This is a genomic window from Bradyrhizobium sp. WSM4873, assembly GCF_055811355.1.
The window spans coordinates 1-19928 of record NZ_JBVVPS010000057.1 but is presented as its reverse complement, the minus strand read 5'-3'; the positions used below and the strand labels follow the sequence as shown (position 1 = coordinate 19928).

The following is a 19928-nucleotide window of genomic DNA, read 5'->3' as shown; positions in this document are numbered from 1 at the left end:
TGTCCTGTTGGTGCCGGCGGCGGTGTTGTTAGCGTATGCGCCCGCCACAGTCTCCGTCATTGCTGCGCCCGCACTGACGCGCTTGGGGCATGCTCGCGCCTAACTCTCGCTGTCATCGCCCGCGACGGGGGGCGATCCAGTATTCCAGAGGCTTCAGTGGGAAACGGTGAGGGCGCGGCGTACTGGATTCCCCGCTTTCGCAGGGAATGACAGCGGAGTTTGTGGCCGCTGTGGTGCTAATCTCACGGCTGCGTCGTGCCTACCGCCCCGCCAGGCTCAGCAAATACGGCTTCGGGTAAATCCCCCGATTATGCCCATCCGAAAACGAGATGTTCAGCCCGTAACCGAGATCGCCGATTTCGGTGATCGCGATGCCTGGAAACCGCTCGGGGAAGCGGCCGTCGAAGCGGGCGCGGGTGCAGTGGGCGCATTTGCAGGAGAGGCGGAGCGTTTCCGCCGGCAAGTCGAGCGTGTCGTCCTGAGCGGTGCGAACGCGGAGCGTCGCGAGGTCGGCGCTTGCTTCGTAATCTGCCACGGTCGGTGCCACCAAGGTCATGACGTGTCTCCGACCCTTCTCTACGTTGCCGCAGCGCTGCTGCGATAGCAACTAATTGCCAGGCGCAGGCGCAAGGCGCTGATCTTCGCTGCCCGCTGTTCGATCATCGCCCACGAAATGTGAAACTAATCGACCGGGGATTTCAGTTCGGCGTTGCCGGATTCCTGTCTCTCCGAAACCTTGTGCGCAATCGAGGTCAGGAGAGACAATGAGCGCATTTCAGAAGGAAACGGTTCTGTCGGTCAGGCACTGGACCGACAGCCTGTTCAGCTTTACCGCGACGCGCGATCCGGGCTTCCGCTTCCAGAACGGCCAGTTTGCGATGATCGGACTGGAGGTCGAAGGCAGACCGTTGCTGCGGGCCTACAGCATGGCCAGCGCCAATCACGAGGAGGCGCTCGAGTTCTTCTCGATCAAGGTGCAGGACGGTCCGCTGACCTCGCGCCTTCAGAAGATCAGGGAGGGGGACGTCATCCTGGTCGGCCGCAAGGCCACGGGCACGCTGATCACCGGCAATCTCATTCCCGGCAAACGCCTGTTGCTGCTCTCGACCGGAACGGGACTCGCGCCGTTCGCCAGCCTGATCAAGGACCCCGACGTCTACGAGAATTACGAGACCATCGTGCTCGCCCATGGCTGCCGCCAGGTCTCCGAGCTCTCCTATGGTGAGCACCTCGTCGAAGGCTTGCGCAATCACGAGTTCTTCGGGCCGCTGATCCGCGACAAGCTCGTCTACTACCCGACCGTCACCCGCGAGCCGTTCAGGAATCGCGGCCGCATCTCCGACCTGATCGCGTCGAACCAGCTCTTCGACGATATCGGTCTATCAGGCCTCGATATCGAGACCGACCGCATCATGCTGTGCGGCAGCCCGGCGATGCTGGAGGAACTCCCCGCGATGGTTTCCGCGCGAGGCTTTGTCGAGGGCAATCACAGCCGGCCCGGTCATTTCGTGATCGAAAAGGCCTTTGTCGAGCGCTGAGGCGCAAATCGCAGCCCGGCGACAACTAATTGCTATCGCCGGGACGCCTGCTGAACAAATCTGATGCAAAGGCGCCGGATCTGCCGGCGGACCAGGAGCAAGCGATGTCACTAGATCAGATCGTCGACGGACTTTCGGAGGTTTCCTGCGACGTGCTCGTCATCGGCGGCGGCACTGCCGGCCCGATGGCGGCGTTGAAGGCGAAGCTGAAGAATCCGAAGGCCAATGTCGTCCTGCTCGAAAAGGCCAACGTCAAGCGCTCCGGAGCGATCTCGATGGGCATGGACGGTTTGAACAACGCCGTCATTCCCGGCTACGCGACGCCGGAGCAGTACACCAAGGAAATCACCATCGCCAATGACGGCATCGTCGATCAGAAGGCGGTCTACAAATACGCGCAGAACTGCTACTCGATCATCGAGGAACTCGACAGTTTCGGCATCCGCTTCCTGAAGAACGAGAACGGCGACTACGCCGTCAAGAAGGTGCACCACATCGGCACCTACGTGCTGCCGATGCCGAACGGCGAGACCGTGAAGAAGGCGCTGTATCGCCAGCTCCGCCGCGCCCGCATCCTGATCTCCAACCGCTACATGGCGACGCGGCTGCTCAAGTCCGCAGACGGCCGCATTGCCGGCGCGATCAGCGTCAATACCCGCACCGCCGAGATGCTGGTGATCAAGGCCAAGGCTGTCATCCTGTGCATGGGCGCCGCCGGCCGTCTCGGCCTGCCGACCTCCGGCTACATGTTCGGCACCTACGAGAACGCGGCCAATTCCGGTGACGGCTATTCCATGGCCTATCACGCCGGTGCGGCCCTGGCGAACCTCGAATGCTATCAGATCAATCCGCTGATCAAGGACTATAACGGCCCGGCCTGCGCCTATGTCGCCGGTCCCTTCGGTGCCTTCACCGCCAACAACGAGGGATCGCGCTTCATCGAATGCGATTACTGGTCTGGCCAGATGATGCTGGAATTCTATAACGAGCTGCTGTCCGGCAAGGGCCCGGTGTTTCTCCAGCTCAAGCATCTTCACCCCGACACCATCTCGGAGATCGAATCGACGTTGCACAAGGTGGAGCGTCCCACACGCGGCCTGTTCCAGCAGGGGCGTGGCGTCGACTACCGCAGCGAGTCGATCGAGATGCATATCTCCGAGATCGGTTTCTGCTCTGGTCACAGCGCGTCCGGCGTGTTCGTCGACGACAACGCGCGCACCACCGTGCCGGGCCTCTATGCCGCCGGCGACATGGCGAGCGTGCCGCACAATTACATGCTCGGCGCCTTCACCAACGGCTCGGTCGCCGGGGTGGACGCGATGGAATTCGCGGACAATCACGATTTTGCTGAGTTCGACGCCACCGAAGTCGCGAAGGAACGCGACCGGGTGATGGCGCCGACCAAACGCGAGGACGGCATTCCGCCGAACCAGATCGAGTACAAGACGCGGCGTCTCGTCAATGACTATCTCCAGCCGCCGAAAGTCACGCGCAAATATGAACTCGGTATGCGCCGGCTCGCCGAAGCGAGGGAAGACATGCAGGAGCGCATGATCGCGCGCAATGCGCACGAACTGCTCCGCGCGCTCGAAGTCCAGTCGATCATGGACTGCGCGGACATGGCTGTGCATGCCTCGCTCTACCGCGAGGAAAGCCGATGGGGCCTCTATCACTGGCGGACGGATTTCCCGGAGAAGGACAACGAGAACTGGTTCTGCCACACGCTGCTGAGCAAGCAGGACGGCAAGATGACCAGCGAGAAGCGTGCCGTGGAGCCCTATATCGTACCGATCGCCGACGATGAGAAGGATCTCTACGACAAGCAGCGCATCCGCGCGACAGCCTGACCCGCCGCAAAAGTAACAGGAGACATACGATGCCTCTCGCTTCCTATCAGACATCGGTTCCGGTGGTCGTCGACGACGCCAAATGCATCGCGGACAAGGGCTGCACCGTGTGCGTCGACGTCTGTCCGCTGGACGTGCTGCGGATCAGCGATATGACCAACAAGGCCTACATGGCCTATGACGAATGCTGGTACTGCATGCCCTGCGAGGCGGATTGCCCGACCGGCGCCGTCACCGTCAACATTCCCTATCTCCTGAGGTAGCCATGTCGAGCCCGTTCGAATCCTACGACGATCTCGAAGATGCCGACGAGCGGCTCCAGGCCGCCGATCCAGGGGAGCGCCGCGTCGCGATCATCGCGCTCGGCCATTCCGGCGATCCCGCAGCGGTCGGCCATCTCGCCAAAATGGTCGCCGATCCCGATGCCGGCGTGCGCCAGCAGGTCGCGATGGCGCTTGGCGAGTTCGACGGACCGGAGGCCGCCAGCGCGCTGGTGAAGCTGCTGGTCGATCCTGAAAGAATCGTTGCGTCTGCCGCCGCCGACAGCATGGCGGAGTTCAAGGATCCGGCTTGCGCCGAGATCATCCTGCCGCTGGTCAAGCATGCCCACGCCTTCGTCCGCATGGGCGCCTTGCGTGCGCTGAAGGAGCTGCGCAGCAAGGATACCTTGAAACCCGCGCTGGAAGCGCTCCAGGATTCCGACGCCGCCGTGCGGGTGCAGGCGATCGGCGTGATCGGGTTCCTCAAGCTGGAGGAATCAATTCCAGCGCTGACCGCGCTGATCAACGATCCGGACGCGCATGTGCGCCGTGCCGCCGTCAGCGCGCTCGCCTTCTCGCAGATGAAGCCCGCGGCCGAGATGATCACGCGCGCGTTGAAGGATTCGGACTGGATGGTGCGGGAGATGGCCGCGGAAACGCTGGGCCTCAACGTCAACGGATCGATTGCCGCCGACCAGCTCATCGCTTCGCTCGGTGATGAGTTCTGGCAGGTGCGGCTGAAGGCAATCCGCAGCCTTGGCCGGATGAAGATCGAGCGCGCGGTTCGCCCGATCGGCAATTGCGTCAACCATGAACAGGCGAATTTGCGGAAGGAAGCCGCTGCTGCGCTCGGCGAAATCGCCCACCACGACGGCGAAGCCTTCCTTGCCGTCATCGCCGACGATCCAGATCCTGAGGTGCGCAAGAACGCGCGCTGGGCGCTTCAGCAGATCGCGGCCCGAAAAGCCCGGGCGGGGGCATAGGAGCGCGACGGGCAGCCGCGCTGGACTTCCCGTCCCAGACGTTTATTGGTCTTCGCCAATGTGATAGGCCTCCGCGAGCGCGGCCGATCCGAAAAGAGCGAGGATACGCCCATGACGACATTGACGGTAAAGGACCTTCTTCCCGAGGACGGCGCGCGGGGAACGCTTGTCGGCCGCGTCTGGCTGCCGCAGGCGAATGGCCCGGCCGTGGTCGCCGTGCGCGGCGATGGTGTGTTCGACCTCACCGCAACATTCCCGACCATCAGCACGCTCTGCGAGGAAGACGATCCGGCGAGGGCGCTTGCCGCGACCAAGGGCGAGCGCATCGGCGATCTCGAGGCTATCGTCGCCAACACGCCGCCCGATCAGCGCGATCCCAAGAAGCCGTGGCTGCTCGCACCCGTCGATCTCCAGACGCTCAAGGCGGCCGGCGTGACCTTTGCCATCTCGATGCTGGAGCGCGTGATCGAGGAGCGGGCGAAAGGCAATCCGGCCTCGGCTGAAGCGATCCGGAAGGAAGTGACGCGGCTGATCGGCGACGATCTGTCGAAGCTCAAGCCGGGCTCAGACCAGGCGATGCACCTGAAGCAGGTGCTGATGGACCAGAACGCCTGGAGCCAGTATCTCGAAGTCGGCATCGGCCCTGATGCCGAAGTCTTCACCAAGGCGCCGACCTTGTCGTCGGTCGGCACCGGCATGGATGCGGGGCTGCATCCGAAGTCGACCTGGAACAACCCCGAGCCGGAGCTGGTGCTGTTCGTCTCGAGCCGCGGCAAGATTGTCGGCGGCGCGCTCGGCAACGACGTCAATCTGCGCGACTTCGAGGGCCGTTCGGCCCTGCTGTTGTCGAAGGCCAAAGACAACAACGCCTCGTGCTCCATCGGCCCGCTGCTGCGTCTGTTCGACGACAGCTTTACCCTCGATGACGCCCGCAAGCTCGACATCAGCCTGAACGTGAAGGGGCAGGACGGTTTCGTCCTCGACGGCCATTCCTCGATCAGCATGATCAGCCGCGATCCGACCGATCTGGTCGAGCAGACCATCGGCAAGGTGCATCAATATCCTGATGGCTTCGTGCTATTCCTCGGGACCATGTTCGCGCCGGTCAAGGATCGCGACGCGCCGGGACAGGGGTTCACCCACAAACGCGACGACATCGTCACGATCTCAGCGCCCCAACTCGGCAAACTCGTCAACCGCATGCGGACCAGCGACGAGTGCGAGCCCTGGACCTTCGGCATCGGCGCGCTGATGAAGAACCTGGCGCAGCGGAAGCTGATCTAGTGCCGACCTTCTTCACCTCGCCCCGCTTGCGGGGAGAGGTCGAATTTGCGCAAAGCGCAAATTCGGGTGAGGGGGACTCTCCACGAGTCCGTCTGTCACCGATTGAGCGGAGACAGCCCCTCACCCCAACCCTCTCCCCGTAAGAACGGGGCGAGGGAGCGCACCGTCGCTCTCGCAACAGCCCGCATTATTTTCTTCATCTCCTCGTTGCATCGCTGGAACATAATCGCGCTGTGCGTGTCATATACATCACCCGTCCGCTAGCGCACGCTTTCCCCCTTAATAGTCAAATAATATGACTAGTCGGAACCAAACTTCCGTGAAATAGTCCCTTCCGCCGCCTCAAAGGTCGGCCTGTGGGTGCGATGCTACCAAACGGCGCCCCGGATAACATTTGGGAGATACGCCTGATGATCCTCAAAGCCCTCTTTGCGGCCAGCGCCACGGCCGCGTTGCTGCTCGCGCTGCCGGCGAATGCCGCCGAGCTCACCATCGGCTTCTCGCAGATCGGATCGGAATCCGGCTGGCGGGCGGCCGAGACCTCGGTCTCCAAGCAGGAGGCCACCAAGCGCAAGGTCAATCTCAAGATCGCCGATGCGCAGCAGAAGCAGGAGAACCAGATCAAGGCGATCCGCTCCTTCATCGCGCAGAATGTCGACGCGATCTTCCTCGCGCCCGTCGTCTCGACCGGCTGGGACTCGGTGCTGAAGGAAGCCAAGGAGGCCAAGATCCCGGTCGTGCTGCTCGACCGCGACATCGATCCTTCCGGGAAGGAGCTCTATCTCACCGCCGTGACCTCCGACAGCGTGCACGAAGGCGAGGTCGCCGGCGACTGGCTGGCGAAGACCGTCGGGGCAAAGGCCTGCAACATCGTCGAATTGCAGGGAACGGTCGGCGCGAGCGTCGCCGCCAATCGCAAGAAGGGTTTTGACACCGCCATCGCCAAGCATGCGAACCTGAAGGTGGTGCGCAGCCAGACCGGCGACTTCACCCGCGCCAAGGGCAAGGAAGTGATGGAAAGCTTCATCAAGGCCGAAGGCGGCGGCAAGTCGATCTGCGCGGTCTATGCGCATAACGACGACATGATGGTCGGCGCGATCCAGGCGATGAAGGAAGCTGGCCTCAAGCCCGGCAAGGAGATCCTCACCGTCTCGATCGATGCGGTCCCCGACATCTTCAAGGCGATGGTCGCCGGCGAAGCCAATGCCACAGTCGAGCTGACGCCGAACATGGCTGGCCCCGCGCTCGATGCCATCGCCGCCTTCAAGGACAAGGGCACCGTTCCGCCGAAATGGATCCAGACCGAGTCGAAGCTCTACACGCCCACCGATGATCCGCAGAAGATCTACGACAGCAAGAAGGGCCTCGGTTACTGAGGGAGTGCGTCGCCGGACGGCCGTGTGTCGGCAGTCCGGCGATCCCGCTCGAAATCGCTGCGCGAACGAACAGGCTCCGTGTCCGCATCGTCAGCGGACGCCGCTGGGAGTGAATTTGTCATGGAGAACAGCCCGGATTCCGCTGCTTCCCTGCTGGAGGTGCGCGGGATCAGCAAGAGTTTTGGTGCTGTGCGTGCGTTGCAGGAAGTCGACTTCACACTTCGCGCCGGCGAGATCCATGCGCTGCTCGGTGAGAACGGCGCCGGCAAGTCGACGCTGATCAAGGTCGTCACGGGCGTATTTCCGCGCGATGCCGGCATCGTCAGGCTGGGCGGCGAAGAGGTCGCGCCGCGGTCGGCCAAGGCGGCGCTCCAGGCCGGCATCGCCACGGTCTACCAGGAAGTCAATTTGCTGCCCAATCTCTCGGTGGCGCAGAACCTGTTTCTCGACCGGCAACCGATGCGCTTCGGCATGGTGCGCGAAGGCGAGATGCGACGTCGCGCGAAGGCGCTGCTCGCGGATTTCGGACTCGACATCGACGTATCAGCGCCGCTTGGCAATTATTCGGTGGCGATCCAGCATGTCACCGCGATCGCGCGCGCCGTCGATCTCTCGGCGCGCGTGCTGATCCTGGACGAGCCGACCGCAAGCCTCGATCGCCATGAGGTCGAGATTCTTTTCGGCATCATGCGTCAGCTTGCCAAGCGCGGCATTGGCATCGTCTTCGTCAGCCATTTCCTCGACCAGGTCTATGAGATCTCCGATCGAATCACCGTTTTGCGAAATGGTCGCCTGGTCGGCGAGCGCGAGACCGCGTCGCTGTCGCGGCTCGAGCTGATCCGGATGATGCTCGGCCGCGAGCTGGCCGAGACCACCAGCGCGCGGGCCGCGACGTGCGAGCATCAGGCCCGCGAAGTCTGCGCGAGCTTCGAGAATTATGGCAAATCAGGCTATGTCGCGCCGTTCAATCTCGAGTTGCGCCATGGCGAGGTCGTCGGTCTCGCCGGCTTGCTTGGCTCGGGCCGGACCGAGACGGCGCGGCTGGTGTTCGGCGCCGAGCGCGCTGATCGTGGGCAGGCGAAAGTGGAGGGCGTCCCCGTGCGGCTCCAGTCGCCGCGCGACGGCGTGCGCCACGGCTTTGGCTATTGCCCTGAGGAGCGCAAGACCGACGGCATCGTCGCCGAGCTCACCGTCCGCGAGAACATCGTGCTCGCGCTCCAGGCCAAGCGCGGTTTGCATCGGCCGCTGTCGCGACGCGAGCAGGACGAGATCGCAAGCCGTTACGTCAAGATGCTCGACATTCGCCCGCCCGATCCGGAGCGTCCCGTCGGTCTGCTGTCCGGTGGCAATCAGCAGAAGGTCCTGCTGGCACGGTGGCTTGCGACCTCGCCACGGCTGCTCGTGCTGGACGAGCCGACACGCGGCATCGACGTCGGTGCGCATGCCGAGATCATCCGCCTGATACGCGAGCTCTGCGACGACGGGCTTGCGCTGCTCGTGATCTCCTCCGAGCTCGATGAGATCGTGACCTATTCGGACCGGGTCGTGGTGCTGCGCGACCGCGCGCATGTCGAAGAGCTCGCCGGCGAGGCGATCGATGTCGGCAACATTCTCGCCGCCATTGCCGCCGATAGCGTCGCCGTTGCGCTTGAGGCTCACACATGACAGCGCTGCTGCCGCGCCGCGGCCTTGCCCAGATCCTCGCATTGATCGTCATCCTCGCGGTCGACCGTGTGGTGTCGCCGCAATTCTTCGATCTGCGCCTGCAGGATGGCCGTCTGTTCGGCAGCCTGATCGACGTGCTCAACCGGGGCACGCCGGTGGCGCTGCTCTCGCTCGGCATGGTCCTGGTGATCGCGACGCGCGGCATCGATCTGTCGGTCGGTGCGGTGATGGCGATCTCCGGCGCGATCGCGGCGAGCCTCGCCGACAACCACAGTCTGACGGTGGTACTGGCTGCTGCGCTCGGTGCGGGCCTGATCTGCGGATTGTGGAACGGATTTCTCGTCGCGGTGCTCGGCATGCAGCCGATCGTGGCGACCCTGATCCTGATGGTTGCGGGGCGCGGCATCGCCCAGCTCATCACAGAGGGCCGCATCGTGACCTTCTCCTCGGCCGATCTGGTCTGGCTCGGCAATGGCTCTATTTTCGGCGTACCGGTGCCGGTCGCGATCGCGCTGGGGATGCTGATCCTCACCGGCGCGATGGTGCGCGGCTCGGCACTCGGATTGCTGATCGAGGCCACCGGCGGCAATGCGCGCGCAAGCGAGCTCGCCGGCGTCGGCACGCGCGCGATGATCTTGGCGGTCTATGTCTGGTGCGGCGTTTGCGCTGCGCTTGCCGGCGTCATCGCGGCGGCCGACATCATGGGTGCGGATGCCAACAATGCCGGCCTCTGGCTCGAGCTCGACGCCATCCTCGCGGTGGTGATCGGCGGCACCTCCCTGTTCGGCGGCCGCTTCAGTCTCGTGCTGGCCGTGCTCGGCGCGCTGATCATCCAGACCATGAACACGGGCATTCTGCTCTCGGGCTATCCGCCGGAGTTCAATTTGCTGGTCAAGGCGGTGGTGGTGCTCGCGGTGCTGCTGCTGCAATCGCCGAAGCTGTCGGGCTTTGCCGGAATCGTGGCGCGGCTGCGGAGGACCAAGGCATGAAAGGCCTGCCGCCCGTCTTCATCACGGCGATCGTGCTCGTCGCGGGGTTCGCGCTCTGCGCCATGCAGTTTCCCAACATCGCCTCCACCCGCGTGGTTGGCAATCTTCTGACCGACAACGCCTTCCTCGGCATCGTCGCGACCGGCATGACCTTCGTCATCATTTCCGGCGGCATCGATCTCTCGGTCGGCTCGGTGATCGGCTTCACCACGGTGTTCGTCGCGCTTGCGATCGAGCGCTGGGGAATGCCGCCCCTGGTCGCCTTCGTCGCCATTCTCGCACTCTCAGCGGCTTTCGGCGCGGCGATGGGTGCGGTGATCCATGTCTTCGATTTGCCGCCATTCATCGTGACGCTCGCCGGCATGTTCTTGGCCCGGGGTGCCAGCTTCCTGCTCTCGACAGAATCGGTGCCGATCACAGCACCGGTCTATTCCACCGTGTCGGACTTCGCACTGCGACTACCCGGCGGAGGGCGGCTGACGGCGGTAGCGGTCATCATGCTTACGATCGTGATCGGCGGCGCATTGCTGCTGCAGCTCACCCGGTTCGGCGCCAATGTCTATGCGCTCGGCGGCAGCCGGGCGACCGCGAGCCTGATGGGCGTCGCCGTCGGCAGGATGACGGTGAAGATCTACATGCTGTCGAGCCTGCTCGCCGGCATTGCCGGCATCGTCTTCTCCTTCTACACCAGCGCCGGCTACTCGCTCTCCGCTGTCGGCGTCGAGCTCGACAGCATCGCGGCCGTCGTCATCGGCGGTACGCTGCTCACGGGCGGGCAGGGCTCGGTGATCGGCACCTTCCTCGGCGTGCTGATCCAGGGCATGATCCAGACCTACATCAATTTCGACGGGACGCTGTCGAGCTGGTGGACCAAGATCGCGACCGGCGTGCTGCTGTTCGCCTTCATCGCCTTGCAACAGGGATTGGTCGCGCTCGCGCGCCGGCCCGTGGCAAAGCGCGCGGGAGCAGTCTCATGACCACCTCGCGCATCCTCGTCATCCCGACGCGCCGGGCGCACTCCAATCACGCGGAGGTGGCCCGCTCGATCGGCGTCGACATCATCGCCGGCCGCTATGCGGAAGGCACGCGCCTGCCGGGCGATGCCGAGATGATCGCAATGTTCGGCGTGTCGCGGCCGGTGCTGCGCGAGAGCGTCAAGACGCTGGTTGCCAAGGGCCTGCTCACCACCAAGGCCCGCGTCGGCACCGTCGTGCGCGAGCGCGTCGCCTGGAACATGTTCGACGCCGATGTGCTGGCCTGGCACCTGGACGCCGGGATCGACAAGCGCTTCCTCAACGACCTCGCCGAGATCCGCCTCGCGGTCGAGCCGCGCGCGGCCGCGCTGGCGGCGGCACAGCGGTCGGAGCAGGACGTCGTCGAGCTGCGTCGCTGCATGGAGCGGATGCGGCTTGAAGCTTCCGACTCCGTTGGCTTCGCCGATGCCGACCTCGCGCTCCATGTCGGTGTGGCGCGCGCCTCCGGTAATCTGTTCATGCGCTCGATCGGGCACGTTATCGAGGCTGCGTTGCGCGCCTCGTTCCTGCTCAGCGCACCGGTCGAACCGGAAGACCGCGACACCGTTCTGCTCTGGCATCAGAAGATCGTCGATGCCATCGCGGCCGGTGATGCAACGACTGCGTCGGAGGCGATGGTCTACGTCATTCACAACGGCATGCGCCGCCATGAGGGAACAGTGATCGAGACTGTACCGGCCGAAGCGCTGCCGTCCGCGGAAGCTGGAGAAAGATCGTGACTGAGCTTCGCATCGCCATCGTCGGCTTCGGCAAGATCGCGCGGGATCAGCATGTCGGCGCCATCGCAGCGGTTCCCGGCGCGACGCTGGCCGCCGTCGCCAGCCGCAATGCCTCGCTGCCGGATCTTCCGCATTTCGCGACCATCGAGGAGCTGCTGGAAAAAGGTCCGCCGATCGACGCGGTGTCGCTCTGCACGCCGCCTCAAGTGCGCCGCGCCCAGGCGGTCGCAGCGCTCAGGGCCGGCAAGCATGTCATGCTGGAGAAGCCGCCCGGCGCCGGAGTTGCCGAGCTCGATCCGTTGATCGCAATGGCGAGTGAGGCCAAGCGAACGCTGTTTGCGACCTGGCATTCGCGCCATGCGCCGGCAGTCGAGCCGTCGCGCGAGTGGCTCGCCGCGCGCCGCATCCGTTCGGTGCACATCAACTGGAAAGAGGACGTCCGCGTCTGGCATCCGGGGCAGGCATGGATCTGGGAGCCGGGCGGGCTCGGGGTGTTCGATCCCGGCATCAATGCGCTGTCGATCCTGACCAGGATCCTGCCCAAGCCCGTGTTCGTCACCGCGGCCGAGCTCGCCTTCCCCGCCAATTGCCAGGCGCCGATCGCCGCGAAGCTGACGCTGACCGACATCGACGGCCTGCCTGTGACCGCCGAGTTCGATTTCCGCCAGACCGGGCCGCAGAGCTGGGATATCCTGGTCGAAACCGACCAGGGCCGGATGGCGCTATCCCGCGGCGGCCGGATCATGGCGATCGACGGCAAGATCGTTGCCGAGGCGCCCGATGAGGAATATCGGGAGCTTTACCGGCGCTTCGTCACGCTCGCCGCGACCGGCGCGAGCGACGTGGATTTGGCGCCGCTTCGTCTCGTTGCGGACGCCTTCCTGCTCGGCAGGCGCACGATCGTCGAACCGTTTGTGGATTGATCATGGCTGGATCGAAAACAGAAAGAGACGTCTTCGGAACGCTGCCGGACGGCCGCAAGGTGGAGCGCATCGTGCTGCGCGGAGAGGGCGGGTTCGAGGCGCGCATTATCACCCATGGTGCAGTCTTGCAGGCCTTGATCGCGCCGGACGCCAAGGGTGGCTACGACGACGTCGTGCTCGGCCATGACGCATTCGCCGGCTATCTCGCCGAACGAAAGTTCTTCGGCGCCACCGTCGGCCGCTACGCCAATCGCATCGCCAACGGGCAATTTTCGCTCGACGGCGAAACGGTGCAGCTTCCCGTCAACAATGGTCCGAATGCGCTGCATGGCGGCCTCGACGGCTTCGACCGCAAGCTCTGGGACGTTGCGGAGATCGACGACGGCGCCGAGCCCGCGGTCACGCTGACCTACACGAGCCCGCACGGCGAGGAAAACTATCCCGGTCGTCTCGAGGTTCGCCTGACTTATCGCGTCACCGGCCCGGCCGAGCTATCCCTGATCATGGAGGCGAGGACCGACCGGCCGACCATCGTGAACCTGACCAACCACAGCTTCTTCAATCTGGAAGGCGCGACATCAGGGACGCCCATTCTCGATCACAAGCTGACAGTCGCCGCCGGGCATTTCCTCGCGATCGATCCCACCGCCATTCCGTTGCCGGAGCCGCCGCGCAGCGTTGCCGGCACGCCGTTCGATTTCCGCGAGCCGCGGCCCGTCGGCGAGCGCATCCGCGAGAGCCACCAGCAATTGCGCAACGGCAAGGGCTACGACCACACCTACTGTCTCGCGCGCGACGGCAAGCTTGCGCTCGCGGCACGGCTGGAGGCGCCGCGCTCGGGGCGCATCATGGAGCTGTTCACGGATCAGCCTGGTCTGCAGGTCTATTCGGGTAATTATCTCGACGGCACGATTTCGGGCAAGGGTGGCAAGCTCTACCGGCAGTCAGACGCGATGTGCCTGGAGCCGCATATCTGGCCGGATGCACCGAACCGGCCGGATTTCCCGAGCCCGCGCCTGGCGCCCGGCGAGGTCTATCGCCATCATACGGTCTATCGTTTTGCGATGAGGAGGTCCTGATGGAACAGGTGCCGACCTCGGTTCTTTCGGACGATCCTTGCCATCTCGGCGAGGGGCCGACCTATGACGTGAGCACGGACACGGCCTGGTGGTTCGATATCCGGGAGGGGCGACTGTTCGAGGCGCAGCTCGGCAGCGGCAGCATTCGCGTCCATGCGCTGAGCCGGATGGCGAGCGCACTTGGGCGGATCGATGCCGAACGGCAGTTGATCGTCGCGGAAGACGGGCTCTATATCCGCAAGATCGCCGACGGCGCGATGACGCTGCTCTGTCCGCTCGAAGCCGACAATCCCGCGACCCGCTCCAACGATGCCCGCGTGCATCCCTCCGGCACGTTCTGGATCGGCACCATGGGCCGCAAGGCGGAAGCAGGGGCAGGCGCGATCTACGCATTCCATCGCGGCGAGATATCGATGCTGTTTCCGCGCATCAGCATTCCCAACTCGATCTGCTTCTCGCCCGACGGCGCCACTGGCTACTTCGCCGACACTGCGCGCGCGGTCCTCTATGCGGTGCCGCTCAATCCCACGACCGGCCTGCCGCGCGGCGAGCCGGAAGTGCTGCTGCGCCACACCGGCATCGGCGGCCTCGACGGTTCGGTGTGTGACGCGGACGGAAACATCTGGAATGCCTGCTGGGGCGCGAGCCGCATCGACGTCTACTCTCCGCAAGGCGAGCGGCTGCGTTCGCTGAGCGTGCCGGCAAAGCAGGCGAGCTGCCCCGTTTTTGTCGGCCCCGATCTGTCGCGTCTCCTCGTCACCTCGGCCTGGCAGGACATGGATGCGACGGCGCGTGCCGCCGATCCGCAAGCCGGCTACACCTTCCTGTTGGAGGCCTCCGCGCATGGTCGCGCGGAGCCTGACGTCAAGCTCGCATAGGAGGCTCGAAGCCGCACACCGCCAAACTTCTCGACGACACCAAAAAACAGTCTGACATCCAAGGGAGCGAATCATGTTGAAACTGAAGACGACATTCCTGGCGCTGGCGCTGGCCGGCGCCGCGACGATGGCCGCAGGCGTCACCGCCTCGGCCCAGGACAAAGCAACAGTCGGCATCGCCATGCCGACCAAATCTTCGGCGCGCTGGATCGACGATGGCAACAACATGGTCAAGGTGCTGAAGGAGCGCGGCTACAATACCGACCTGCAATATGCCGAGGACGACATTCCGAACCAGCTCTCCCAGGTCGAGAACATGGTGACCAAGGGCGCGAAAGCGCTGGTGATCGCCGCGATCGATGGCACCACGCTCTCCGACGTGCTCAAGCAGGCGAAAGCAAAAGGCATCACCGTGATCGCCTATGACCGCTTGATCCGCGGCACGCCGAACGTCGACTATTACGCGACCTTCGACAATTTCCAGGTCGGCGTGCTCCAGGCGCAATCAATCGAGAAAGGGCTTGGCCTCAAGGAGGGCAAGGGTCCGTTCAACATCGAGCTGTTCGGCGGCTCGCCCGACGACAACAACGCCTACTTCTTCTACAACGGCGCGATGAGCGTGCTGAAGCCGTACATCGACAGCGGCAAGCTCGTCGTCGCCTCCGGCCAGATGGGCATGGACAAGGTTGCGACCCTGCGCTGGGACGGCGCCACCGCGCAGGCCCGCATGGACAATCTGCTCAGCGCCTACTACGGCAACAAGAAGGTCAACGCCGTGCTGTCGCCGTATGACGGCCTGTCGATCGGCATCATCTCCTCGCTGAAGGGCGTCGGTTATGGCAGCGCCGGCCAGCCGATGCCCATCATCTCGGGCCAGGATGCCGAGGTGCCCTCGATCAAGGCGATGCTGCGCGGCGACCAGTATTCGACCATCTTCAAGGACACCCGCGATCTCGCCAAGGTGACCGCCGACATGGTCGACGCTGCGCTTGCCGGCAAGCAGGTCACCGTCAATGACACCAAGACCTACGAGAACGGCGCCAAGACCGTGCCGTCCTATCTGCTCAAGCCGGTCGTGGTCTACAAGGACAATTGGGAGAAGGTCCTGGTCGAGAGCGGCTACTACAAGAAGGCGCAGTTCCAGTAAGAGGTCTACTCCCTCTCCCGACCTGCGGAGAGGGAGTTCTTTAGGGGTAGGGCGAAGCGCATGTTTATCAACTCGTCCTGCCCGGGCTTGTCCCGGGCATCCACGTCCCTCTTCGCAAGCGGCTGCACGTGGATGGCCGGGAGAAGCCCGGCCATGACGATTGTGGAAGCCCCCGGGAGAATGATCCGATGACCGCAATGCTTGAGATGCGCAACGTCAGCAAGAGCTTTTCCGGCGTCCAGGCGCTGCGCGACGTCAATTTCTCGGTTGAAGCCGGGCAGATCCACGCCCTTGTCGGCGAGAACGGTGCCGGCAAGTCCACACTGATGAAGGTGCTCAGCGGCGTCTACCCGGCCGGCAGCTACGAGGGCACCATCATCTTTGATGGCGAGGAGCGTCGCTTCCGCGACATCAACGATTCCGAGGCGCTCGGCATCATCATCATCCATCAAGAGCTGGCGCTGATCCCGCTGATGTCGATTGCCGAAAACATCTTCCTGTCGCATCCGCCGTCCAAGCTCGGCGTCATCGATCGCGACGAGGTGTATCGGCGCACGCGCGACCTGCTCGCGCAGGTCGGTCTGAAGGAATCGCCGGATACGCTGATCACCGATCTCGGCGTCGGCAAGCAGCAGCTGGTCGAGATCGCCAAGGCGCTGTCCAAGCAGGTGCGGATGCTGATCCTGGACGAGCCGACCGCGAGCCTCAACGAGGCCGACAGCGCCGCGCTGCTGGAGCGGCTGATGGCGTTCCGCGCGCAGGGCATCGGCTCGATCCTGATCTCGCACAAGCTCAACGAGGTCGCCAAGGTCGCCGACCACATCACCGTGCTGCGCGACGGCCGCACCGTCGACAGCATTGATTGCCACGCCGAGCCGATCCAGGAAGACCGCATCATCCGCAGCATGGTCAACCGCGATCTCGCCCATCGCTTTCCCGAGCGCAGCGTGAAGATCGGCGAGCCGGTCCTGACCGTCGAGAACTGGTCGGTCTATCACCCCATCCATCCCGAGCGGCAGGTGATCAAGAACGTCAATTTCGGCGTCAAGCGCGGCGAGGTCGTCGGCATCGCCGGGTTGATGGGGGCGGGGCGCACCGAATTCGCCATGAGCCTGTTCGGCCGCTCCTGGGGCACCAATATCAGCGGTCGTATCAGGCTCGAAGGCCGCGAGATCGTGCTGCCGAACGTCGCGGCCGCGATCGACGCCGGCCTTGCCTATGTCACTGAGGACCGCAAGCAGCTCGGACTGATCCTCGCCGACGACGTCCGCAAGAACATCACGCTCGCAAGCCTCGACCAGGTCGCCCCCAACCGGGTGATCGACGACATCGCCGAGCTGAAGGTCGCCAGCGACTACCGCAACCGGATGCGCATCCGCTGCTCCGACGTCTATCAGGAGACCGGCCAGCTCTCCGGCGGTAACCAGCAGAAGGTCGTGCTGTCGAAATGGCTGATGACCGACCCCAAAGTGCTGATCCTGGACGAGCCGACACGGGGCATCGACGTCGGTGCCAAGTACGAGATTTACTGTATCATCAACGAGCTTGCGGAAGCCGGCCGCGGCGTCGTGGTGATCTCCTCGGAGATGCCCGAGCTGCTCGGCATCTGCGACCGCATCTGCGTCATGAACGACGGCGCCTTCGTAGGCGAGTTCAAGGGCGCAGACGCAACGCAGGAAAAGATCATGCGCGCCATCATGCGCAACGACAGAAATTATGGAAGCAGCGCCCTTGCGGGTGCGGAGATGGGAGGATCGCAGCCATGACCGACAAGACGGTTTCGCTGCCCGAGGAGGGCCGGCACGGCAGCTTCATCAAGAACAATCTGCGCAATTACGGCATGCTGATGTCGCTGATCGCGATCATGCTGTTCTTCCAGGTCATGACGGGCGGCACGCTGCTCCAGCCGCTCAACCTGACCAATCTGGTGCTCCAGAACAGCTACATCGTCATCATGGCGCTGGGCATGCTGCTGGTCATCGTCACCGGCCATATCGACCTCTCGGTCGGCTCGGTCGCGGGCTTCGTCGGCGCGGTGGCCGCCGTGCTGATGGTGACCTACAAGGTCGACTACACGCTCGCCTTCATCGCCTGCCTGCTGCTGGGCGCGGCAATCGGCGCCGCGCAGGGCTATTGGGTGGCCTATTTCAAGATCCCCTCCTTCATCGTGACGCTGGCCGGCATGCTGGTGTTCAAGGGCCTCGCGCTCGCGGTGTTGCAGGGCCAGTCGCTCGGGCCGTTCCCGGCGACCTTCCAGAAATTGTCGTCGGGGTTTATTCCGGAGATGCTGCCCGAGGCCGGCACGCTGCACCCGACGTCGATGCTGATCGGTGCGGTGCTCGCGCTCGGCCTCGTCTACGCCGGCGCCAAGGGGCGCTCGCGCGAGCAGCTGCACGGCATCGAGGTCGAGCCTTACGCGTTCTTCCTCGGCAAGAGCATTCTCCTGGCCTGCGCCGTGCTCTATTTCACCTATCTGATCGCCTCGCATCGCGGTCTGCCGAACGTGCTGGTCATCATGACCGCGCTGATCGCGCTATACGGCTTCGTTACCCGCCGTACCGTCATCGGTCGGCAGGTCTATGCCGTCGGCGGCAATGCGAAAGCGGCAAGCCTGTCGGGCATCAAGACGGAACGGTTGACCTTCCTCACCTTCGTCAACATGGGTGTGCTCGCTGCGCTCGCCGGCCTCGTCTTCGCCGCGCGCCTCAACACCGCAACGCCGAAGGCGGGCCTCGGCTTCGAGCTCGACGTCATCGCGGCCTGCTTCATCGGCGGCGCCTCGGCCTATGGCGGTGTCGGCCGCGTCGGCGGTGCCGTGGTCGGTGCCATGATCATGGGCGTGATGAACAATGGCATGTCCATCCTCGGCATCGGCATCGACTACCAGCAGGTCATCAAGGGCCTGGTCCTGCTCGGGGCGGTGTGCATCGACGTGTACAATCAGCGCAGATGAGGCTACGGCAGTCATTACTGCGTCGTAAACAGCATCGCGGCGATTGCGACGGAGAGGCTCACCGCCGAGACGGTGGCGACGGTCGATAGCACGCCCATTCGCCGCAGCGCGATGGCGAAGACGATGATGATGGGGGTCGCGGTGATCAGCCCGATTTGTGCATCGCTCATGTTATCGCTCGCAGCTCCACCGAACTCTGGGGCGTTTGGTATCGCGACCCGGCCGGCCGGACGTTGCGACGGCGCAAACAAATTGATCGACATTCCCCAAGTTTGTCCGGCCACAAACTCGGATCGACACGGCTGAGCTAAGTCTGGCCGGTGTCCTGATCCGGAAGAGCAGATGTCGGCAGCCGATTGCGAGCCACGGGGAAACGGCTGGGGAATTCTGGACGATCTTCCCGGCGATCCCATGATCTGGGTGCTGATCTTCAGCGAGCTCGCAGCCTTCGGTCTGTTTCTCGGTGCCTTCACGGTCGCCCGCGCGATCCATCCGGCCGTGTTCGCGGCGGGGCAGGCGGCGCTTGATCCGGGTCTTGCCGGATTGAACACTGTCGTGCTGGTGACGAGCGGTTGGGCCGCAGCCCGGGCTACGAAGGCCGCGCGGGCCAGCGAGAGCCGGGCGACACGTTACTGGCTCCTCACGGCCATGGGGCTTGGCGGCCTGTTCGTGGCGATCAAGCTCGGCGAATATGCCGAAGAGATCGGACGCGGCATCGGACTCGAGACCAGTCCGTTCTTCACACTCTATTTCCTCCTGACCGGCTTCCATCTCCTGCACGTCTGCCTCGGCATCATCATCCTCGCATTCGTCTGCCGCCGCGCTGAAGCGTTCGGCGTCGAGACGGGAACGGCCTTCTGGCACATGGTCGATCTGGTCTGGATCGTGATGTTCCCGATTCTTTATCTGGTGCGGTGACGATGCCGAATCGCCTGGACATCACCTGGCTCGCGCTGATTGGCCTCGCGCTCGCGACCATCCTGGTGCCATCGCTGGTGCCGCGGCCGTTGCTCGGCAACGCCCTGCTGCTGGCCTTGGCTGCCGTCAAGGGCCGTCGGATTGCGCTCGATTTCCTCGATCTTCGCGCGGCGCCTGCGCTCTGGCGCGGCGTCGTCAGCGCCTGGATCCTCATGGTGGTGCTGTTTGCCTGGGTCACCTCCGCCGTCGTCGCCCTGATCTGACTCATATGTGGAACGGCCCGGGCTGCAAGATCTTTCTCTGGTTGAACAAGGGATGACGGTGCGGTCATATGT

20 protein-coding genes are annotated in these 19928 nt (G+C 64.1%); 18 read left to right on the top strand and 2 right to left on the bottom strand.

What is annotated here, in order from left to right; translation table 11 throughout:
* Positions 1–259: 259 nt before the first annotated feature.
* The gene (locus AC0L21_RS36415; RefSeq protein WP_247288899.1) at positions 260–556 is read right to left on the bottom strand and encodes a gamma-butyrobetaine hydroxylase-like domain-containing protein; all 297 of its coding nucleotides are present in this window, start codon (positions 554–556) and stop codon (positions 260–262) included.
* 208 nt (positions 557–764) lie between these two features.
* Between AC0L21_RS36415 and AC0L21_RS36410 the strand changes: the two genes are divergently transcribed.
* The 16 genes from AC0L21_RS36410 (at position 765) to mmsB (ending at position 18675) form a co-directional block, all read left to right on the top strand.
* Positions 765–1538 carry a ferredoxin--NADP reductase gene (locus AC0L21_RS36410; protein WP_473266680.1) on the top strand — a complete coding sequence of 258 codons (774 nt, stop codon included), beginning with the start codon at positions 765–767 and terminating at the stop codon, positions 1536–1538.
* Positions 1539–1642: 104 nt separating this feature from the next.
* Complete coding sequence (locus tag AC0L21_RS36405) at positions 1643–3385, top strand: fumarate reductase/succinate dehydrogenase flavoprotein subunit (RefSeq protein ID WP_473266678.1); 1743 nt, start codon at positions 1643–1645, stop codon at positions 3383–3385.
* A 29-nt stretch (positions 3386–3414) separates the two neighbouring features.
* The gene (locus tag AC0L21_RS36400; protein WP_007593252.1) at positions 3415–3648 is read left to right on the top strand and encodes a 4Fe-4S dicluster domain-containing protein; all 234 of its coding nucleotides are present in this window, start codon (positions 3415–3417) and stop codon (positions 3646–3648) included.
* A gap of 2 nt (positions 3649–3650) precedes the next feature.
* The gene (locus AC0L21_RS36395; RefSeq protein WP_473266676.1) at positions 3651–4628 is read left to right on the top strand and encodes a HEAT repeat domain-containing protein; all 978 of its coding nucleotides are present in this window, start codon (positions 3651–3653) and stop codon (positions 4626–4628) included.
* 111 nt (positions 4629–4739) lie between these two features.
* Positions 4740–5912 (top strand): fumarylacetoacetate hydrolase family protein, encoded by a 1173-nt coding sequence (locus AC0L21_RS36390; protein ID WP_473266675.1) that lies wholly within the window; start codon positions 4740–4742, stop codon positions 5910–5912.
* A gap of 410 nt (positions 5913–6322) precedes the next feature.
* A complete protein-coding gene (gene ytfQ, locus AC0L21_RS36385) occupies positions 6323–7288 on the top strand; it encodes a galactofuranose ABC transporter, galactofuranose-binding protein YtfQ (RefSeq protein ID WP_007608422.1) in 966 nt (321 codons plus the stop codon).
* Between the two features lie 120 nt (positions 7289–7408).
* Complete coding sequence (locus AC0L21_RS36380) at positions 7409–8953, top strand: sugar ABC transporter ATP-binding protein (protein ID WP_473266672.1); 1545 nt, start codon at positions 7409–7411, stop codon at positions 8951–8953.
* A complete protein-coding gene (locus AC0L21_RS36375) occupies positions 8950–9942 on the top strand; it encodes an ABC transporter permease (protein WP_473266669.1) in 993 nt (330 codons plus the stop codon). Before AC0L21_RS36380 ends, AC0L21_RS36375 begins: the two co-directional genes overlap by 4 nt.
* Positions 9939–10919 carry a galactofuranose ABC transporter, permease protein YjfF gene (gene yjfF / locus AC0L21_RS36370; protein WP_473266667.1) on the top strand — a complete coding sequence of 327 codons (981 nt, stop codon included), beginning with the start codon at positions 9939–9941 and terminating at the stop codon, positions 10917–10919. The genes AC0L21_RS36375 and yjfF overlap by 4 nt, the downstream gene beginning before the upstream one ends.
* A complete protein-coding gene (locus AC0L21_RS36365; RefSeq protein WP_473266665.1) occupies positions 10916–11695 on the top strand; it encodes a FadR/GntR family transcriptional regulator in 780 nt (259 codons plus the stop codon). Before yjfF ends, AC0L21_RS36365 begins: the two co-directional genes overlap by 4 nt.
* Positions 11692–12618: a Gfo/Idh/MocA family protein gene (locus AC0L21_RS36360; RefSeq protein WP_473266663.1), complete on the top strand. Its 927-nt coding sequence runs from the start codon at positions 11692–11694 to the stop codon at positions 12616–12618. The genes AC0L21_RS36365 and AC0L21_RS36360 overlap by 4 nt, the downstream gene beginning before the upstream one ends.
* Before the next feature lie 2 nt (positions 12619–12620).
* Entirely contained in the window at positions 12621–13697 is a 1077-nt protein-coding gene (locus AC0L21_RS36355) for an aldose epimerase family protein (protein ID WP_473266661.1), read from the top strand.
* The gene (locus tag AC0L21_RS36350; RefSeq protein WP_473266659.1) at positions 13697–14575 is read left to right on the top strand and encodes an SMP-30/gluconolactonase/LRE family protein; all 879 of its coding nucleotides are present in this window, start codon (positions 13697–13699) and stop codon (positions 14573–14575) included. Before AC0L21_RS36355 ends, AC0L21_RS36350 begins: the two co-directional genes overlap by 1 nt.
* Positions 14576–14648: 73 nt before the next feature.
* Positions 14649–15722 (top strand): multiple monosaccharide ABC transporter substrate-binding protein, encoded by a 1074-nt coding sequence (gene chvE, locus AC0L21_RS36345; RefSeq protein ID WP_063993005.1) that lies wholly within the window; start codon positions 14649–14651, stop codon positions 15720–15722.
* Between the two features lie 188 nt (positions 15723–15910).
* A complete protein-coding gene (gene mmsA, locus AC0L21_RS36340) occupies positions 15911–17488 on the top strand; it encodes a multiple monosaccharide ABC transporter ATP-binding protein (protein WP_473266657.1) in 1578 nt (525 codons plus the stop codon).
* On the top strand, positions 17485–18675 hold the full coding sequence (mmsB, locus tag AC0L21_RS36335) for a multiple monosaccharide ABC transporter permease (RefSeq protein WP_473266656.1): 1191 nt from the start codon (positions 17485–17487) through the stop codon (positions 18673–18675). The genes mmsA and mmsB overlap by 4 nt, the downstream gene beginning before the upstream one ends.
* A 14-nt stretch (positions 18676–18689) precedes the next feature.
* Here mmsB and AC0L21_RS36330 read toward each other — a convergent pair whose 3' ends face one another.
* The gene (locus AC0L21_RS36330) at positions 18690–18845 is read right to left on the bottom strand and encodes a hypothetical protein (protein ID WP_473266654.1); all 156 of its coding nucleotides are present in this window, start codon (positions 18843–18845) and stop codon (positions 18690–18692) included.
* 172 nt (positions 18846–19017) lie between these two features.
* Between AC0L21_RS36330 and AC0L21_RS36325 the strand changes: the two genes are divergently transcribed.
* Together AC0L21_RS36325 and AC0L21_RS36320 are read left to right on the top strand one after the other, a co-directional pair.
* Entirely contained in the window at positions 19018–19593 is a 576-nt protein-coding gene (locus AC0L21_RS36325; RefSeq protein ID WP_473266652.1) for a cytochrome c oxidase subunit 3 family protein, read from the top strand.
* Positions 19594–19595: 2 nt separating this feature from the next.
* On the top strand, positions 19596–19856 hold the full coding sequence (locus tag AC0L21_RS36320) for a cytochrome C oxidase subunit IV family protein (RefSeq protein ID WP_473266650.1): 261 nt from the start codon (positions 19596–19598) through the stop codon (positions 19854–19856).
* Positions 19857–19928 lie beyond the last annotated feature (72 nt).

What these genes read in the sequence shown, in the direction of transcription:
- AC0L21_RS36415 (WP_247288899.1), bottom strand. Translation starts at nt 556, where the DNA reads ATGACCTTGGTGGCACCGACCGTGGCAGATTACGAAGCAAGCGCCGAC.
- AC0L21_RS36410 (WP_473266680.1), top strand. Translation starts at nt 765, where the DNA reads ATGAGCGCATTTCAGAAGGAAACGGTTCTGTCGGTCAGGCACTGGACC.
- AC0L21_RS36405 (WP_473266678.1), top strand. Translation starts at nt 1,643, where the DNA reads ATGTCACTAGATCAGATCGTCGACGGACTTTCGGAGGTTTCCTGCGAC.
- AC0L21_RS36400 (WP_007593252.1), top strand. Translation starts at nt 3,415, where the DNA reads ATGCCTCTCGCTTCCTATCAGACATCGGTTCCGGTGGTCGTCGACGAC.
- AC0L21_RS36395 (WP_473266676.1), top strand. Translation starts at nt 3,651, where the DNA reads ATGTCGAGCCCGTTCGAATCCTACGACGATCTCGAAGATGCCGACGAG.
- AC0L21_RS36390 (WP_473266675.1), top strand. Translation starts at nt 4,740, where the DNA reads ATGACGACATTGACGGTAAAGGACCTTCTTCCCGAGGACGGCGCGCGG.
- ytfQ (WP_007608422.1), top strand. Translation starts at nt 6,323, where the DNA reads ATGATCCTCAAAGCCCTCTTTGCGGCCAGCGCCACGGCCGCGTTGCTG.
- AC0L21_RS36380 (WP_473266672.1), top strand. Translation starts at nt 7,409, where the DNA reads ATGGAGAACAGCCCGGATTCCGCTGCTTCCCTGCTGGAGGTGCGCGGG.
- AC0L21_RS36375 (WP_473266669.1), top strand. Translation starts at nt 8,950, where the DNA reads ATGACAGCGCTGCTGCCGCGCCGCGGCCTTGCCCAGATCCTCGCATTG.
- yjfF (WP_473266667.1), top strand. Translation starts at nt 9,939, where the DNA reads ATGAAAGGCCTGCCGCCCGTCTTCATCACGGCGATCGTGCTCGTCGCG.
- AC0L21_RS36365 (WP_473266665.1), top strand. Translation starts at nt 10,916, where the DNA reads ATGACCACCTCGCGCATCCTCGTCATCCCGACGCGCCGGGCGCACTCC.
- AC0L21_RS36355 (WP_473266661.1), top strand. Translation starts at nt 12,621, where the DNA reads ATGGCTGGATCGAAAACAGAAAGAGACGTCTTCGGAACGCTGCCGGAC.
- AC0L21_RS36350 (WP_473266659.1), top strand. Translation starts at nt 13,697, where the DNA reads ATGGAACAGGTGCCGACCTCGGTTCTTTCGGACGATCCTTGCCATCTC.
- chvE (WP_063993005.1), top strand. Translation starts at nt 14,649, where the DNA reads ATGTTGAAACTGAAGACGACATTCCTGGCGCTGGCGCTGGCCGGCGCC.
- mmsA (WP_473266657.1), top strand. Translation starts at nt 15,911, where the DNA reads ATGACCGCAATGCTTGAGATGCGCAACGTCAGCAAGAGCTTTTCCGGC.
- mmsB (WP_473266656.1), top strand. Translation starts at nt 17,485, where the DNA reads ATGACCGACAAGACGGTTTCGCTGCCCGAGGAGGGCCGGCACGGCAGC.
- AC0L21_RS36330 (WP_473266654.1), bottom strand. Translation starts at nt 18,845, where the DNA reads ATGAGCGATGCACAAATCGGGCTGATCACCGCGACCCCCATCATCATC.
- AC0L21_RS36325 (WP_473266652.1), top strand. Translation starts at nt 19,018, where the DNA reads ATGTCGGCAGCCGATTGCGAGCCACGGGGAAACGGCTGGGGAATTCTG.
- AC0L21_RS36320 (WP_473266650.1), top strand. Translation starts at nt 19,596, where the DNA reads ATGCCGAATCGCCTGGACATCACCTGGCTCGCGCTGATTGGCCTCGCG.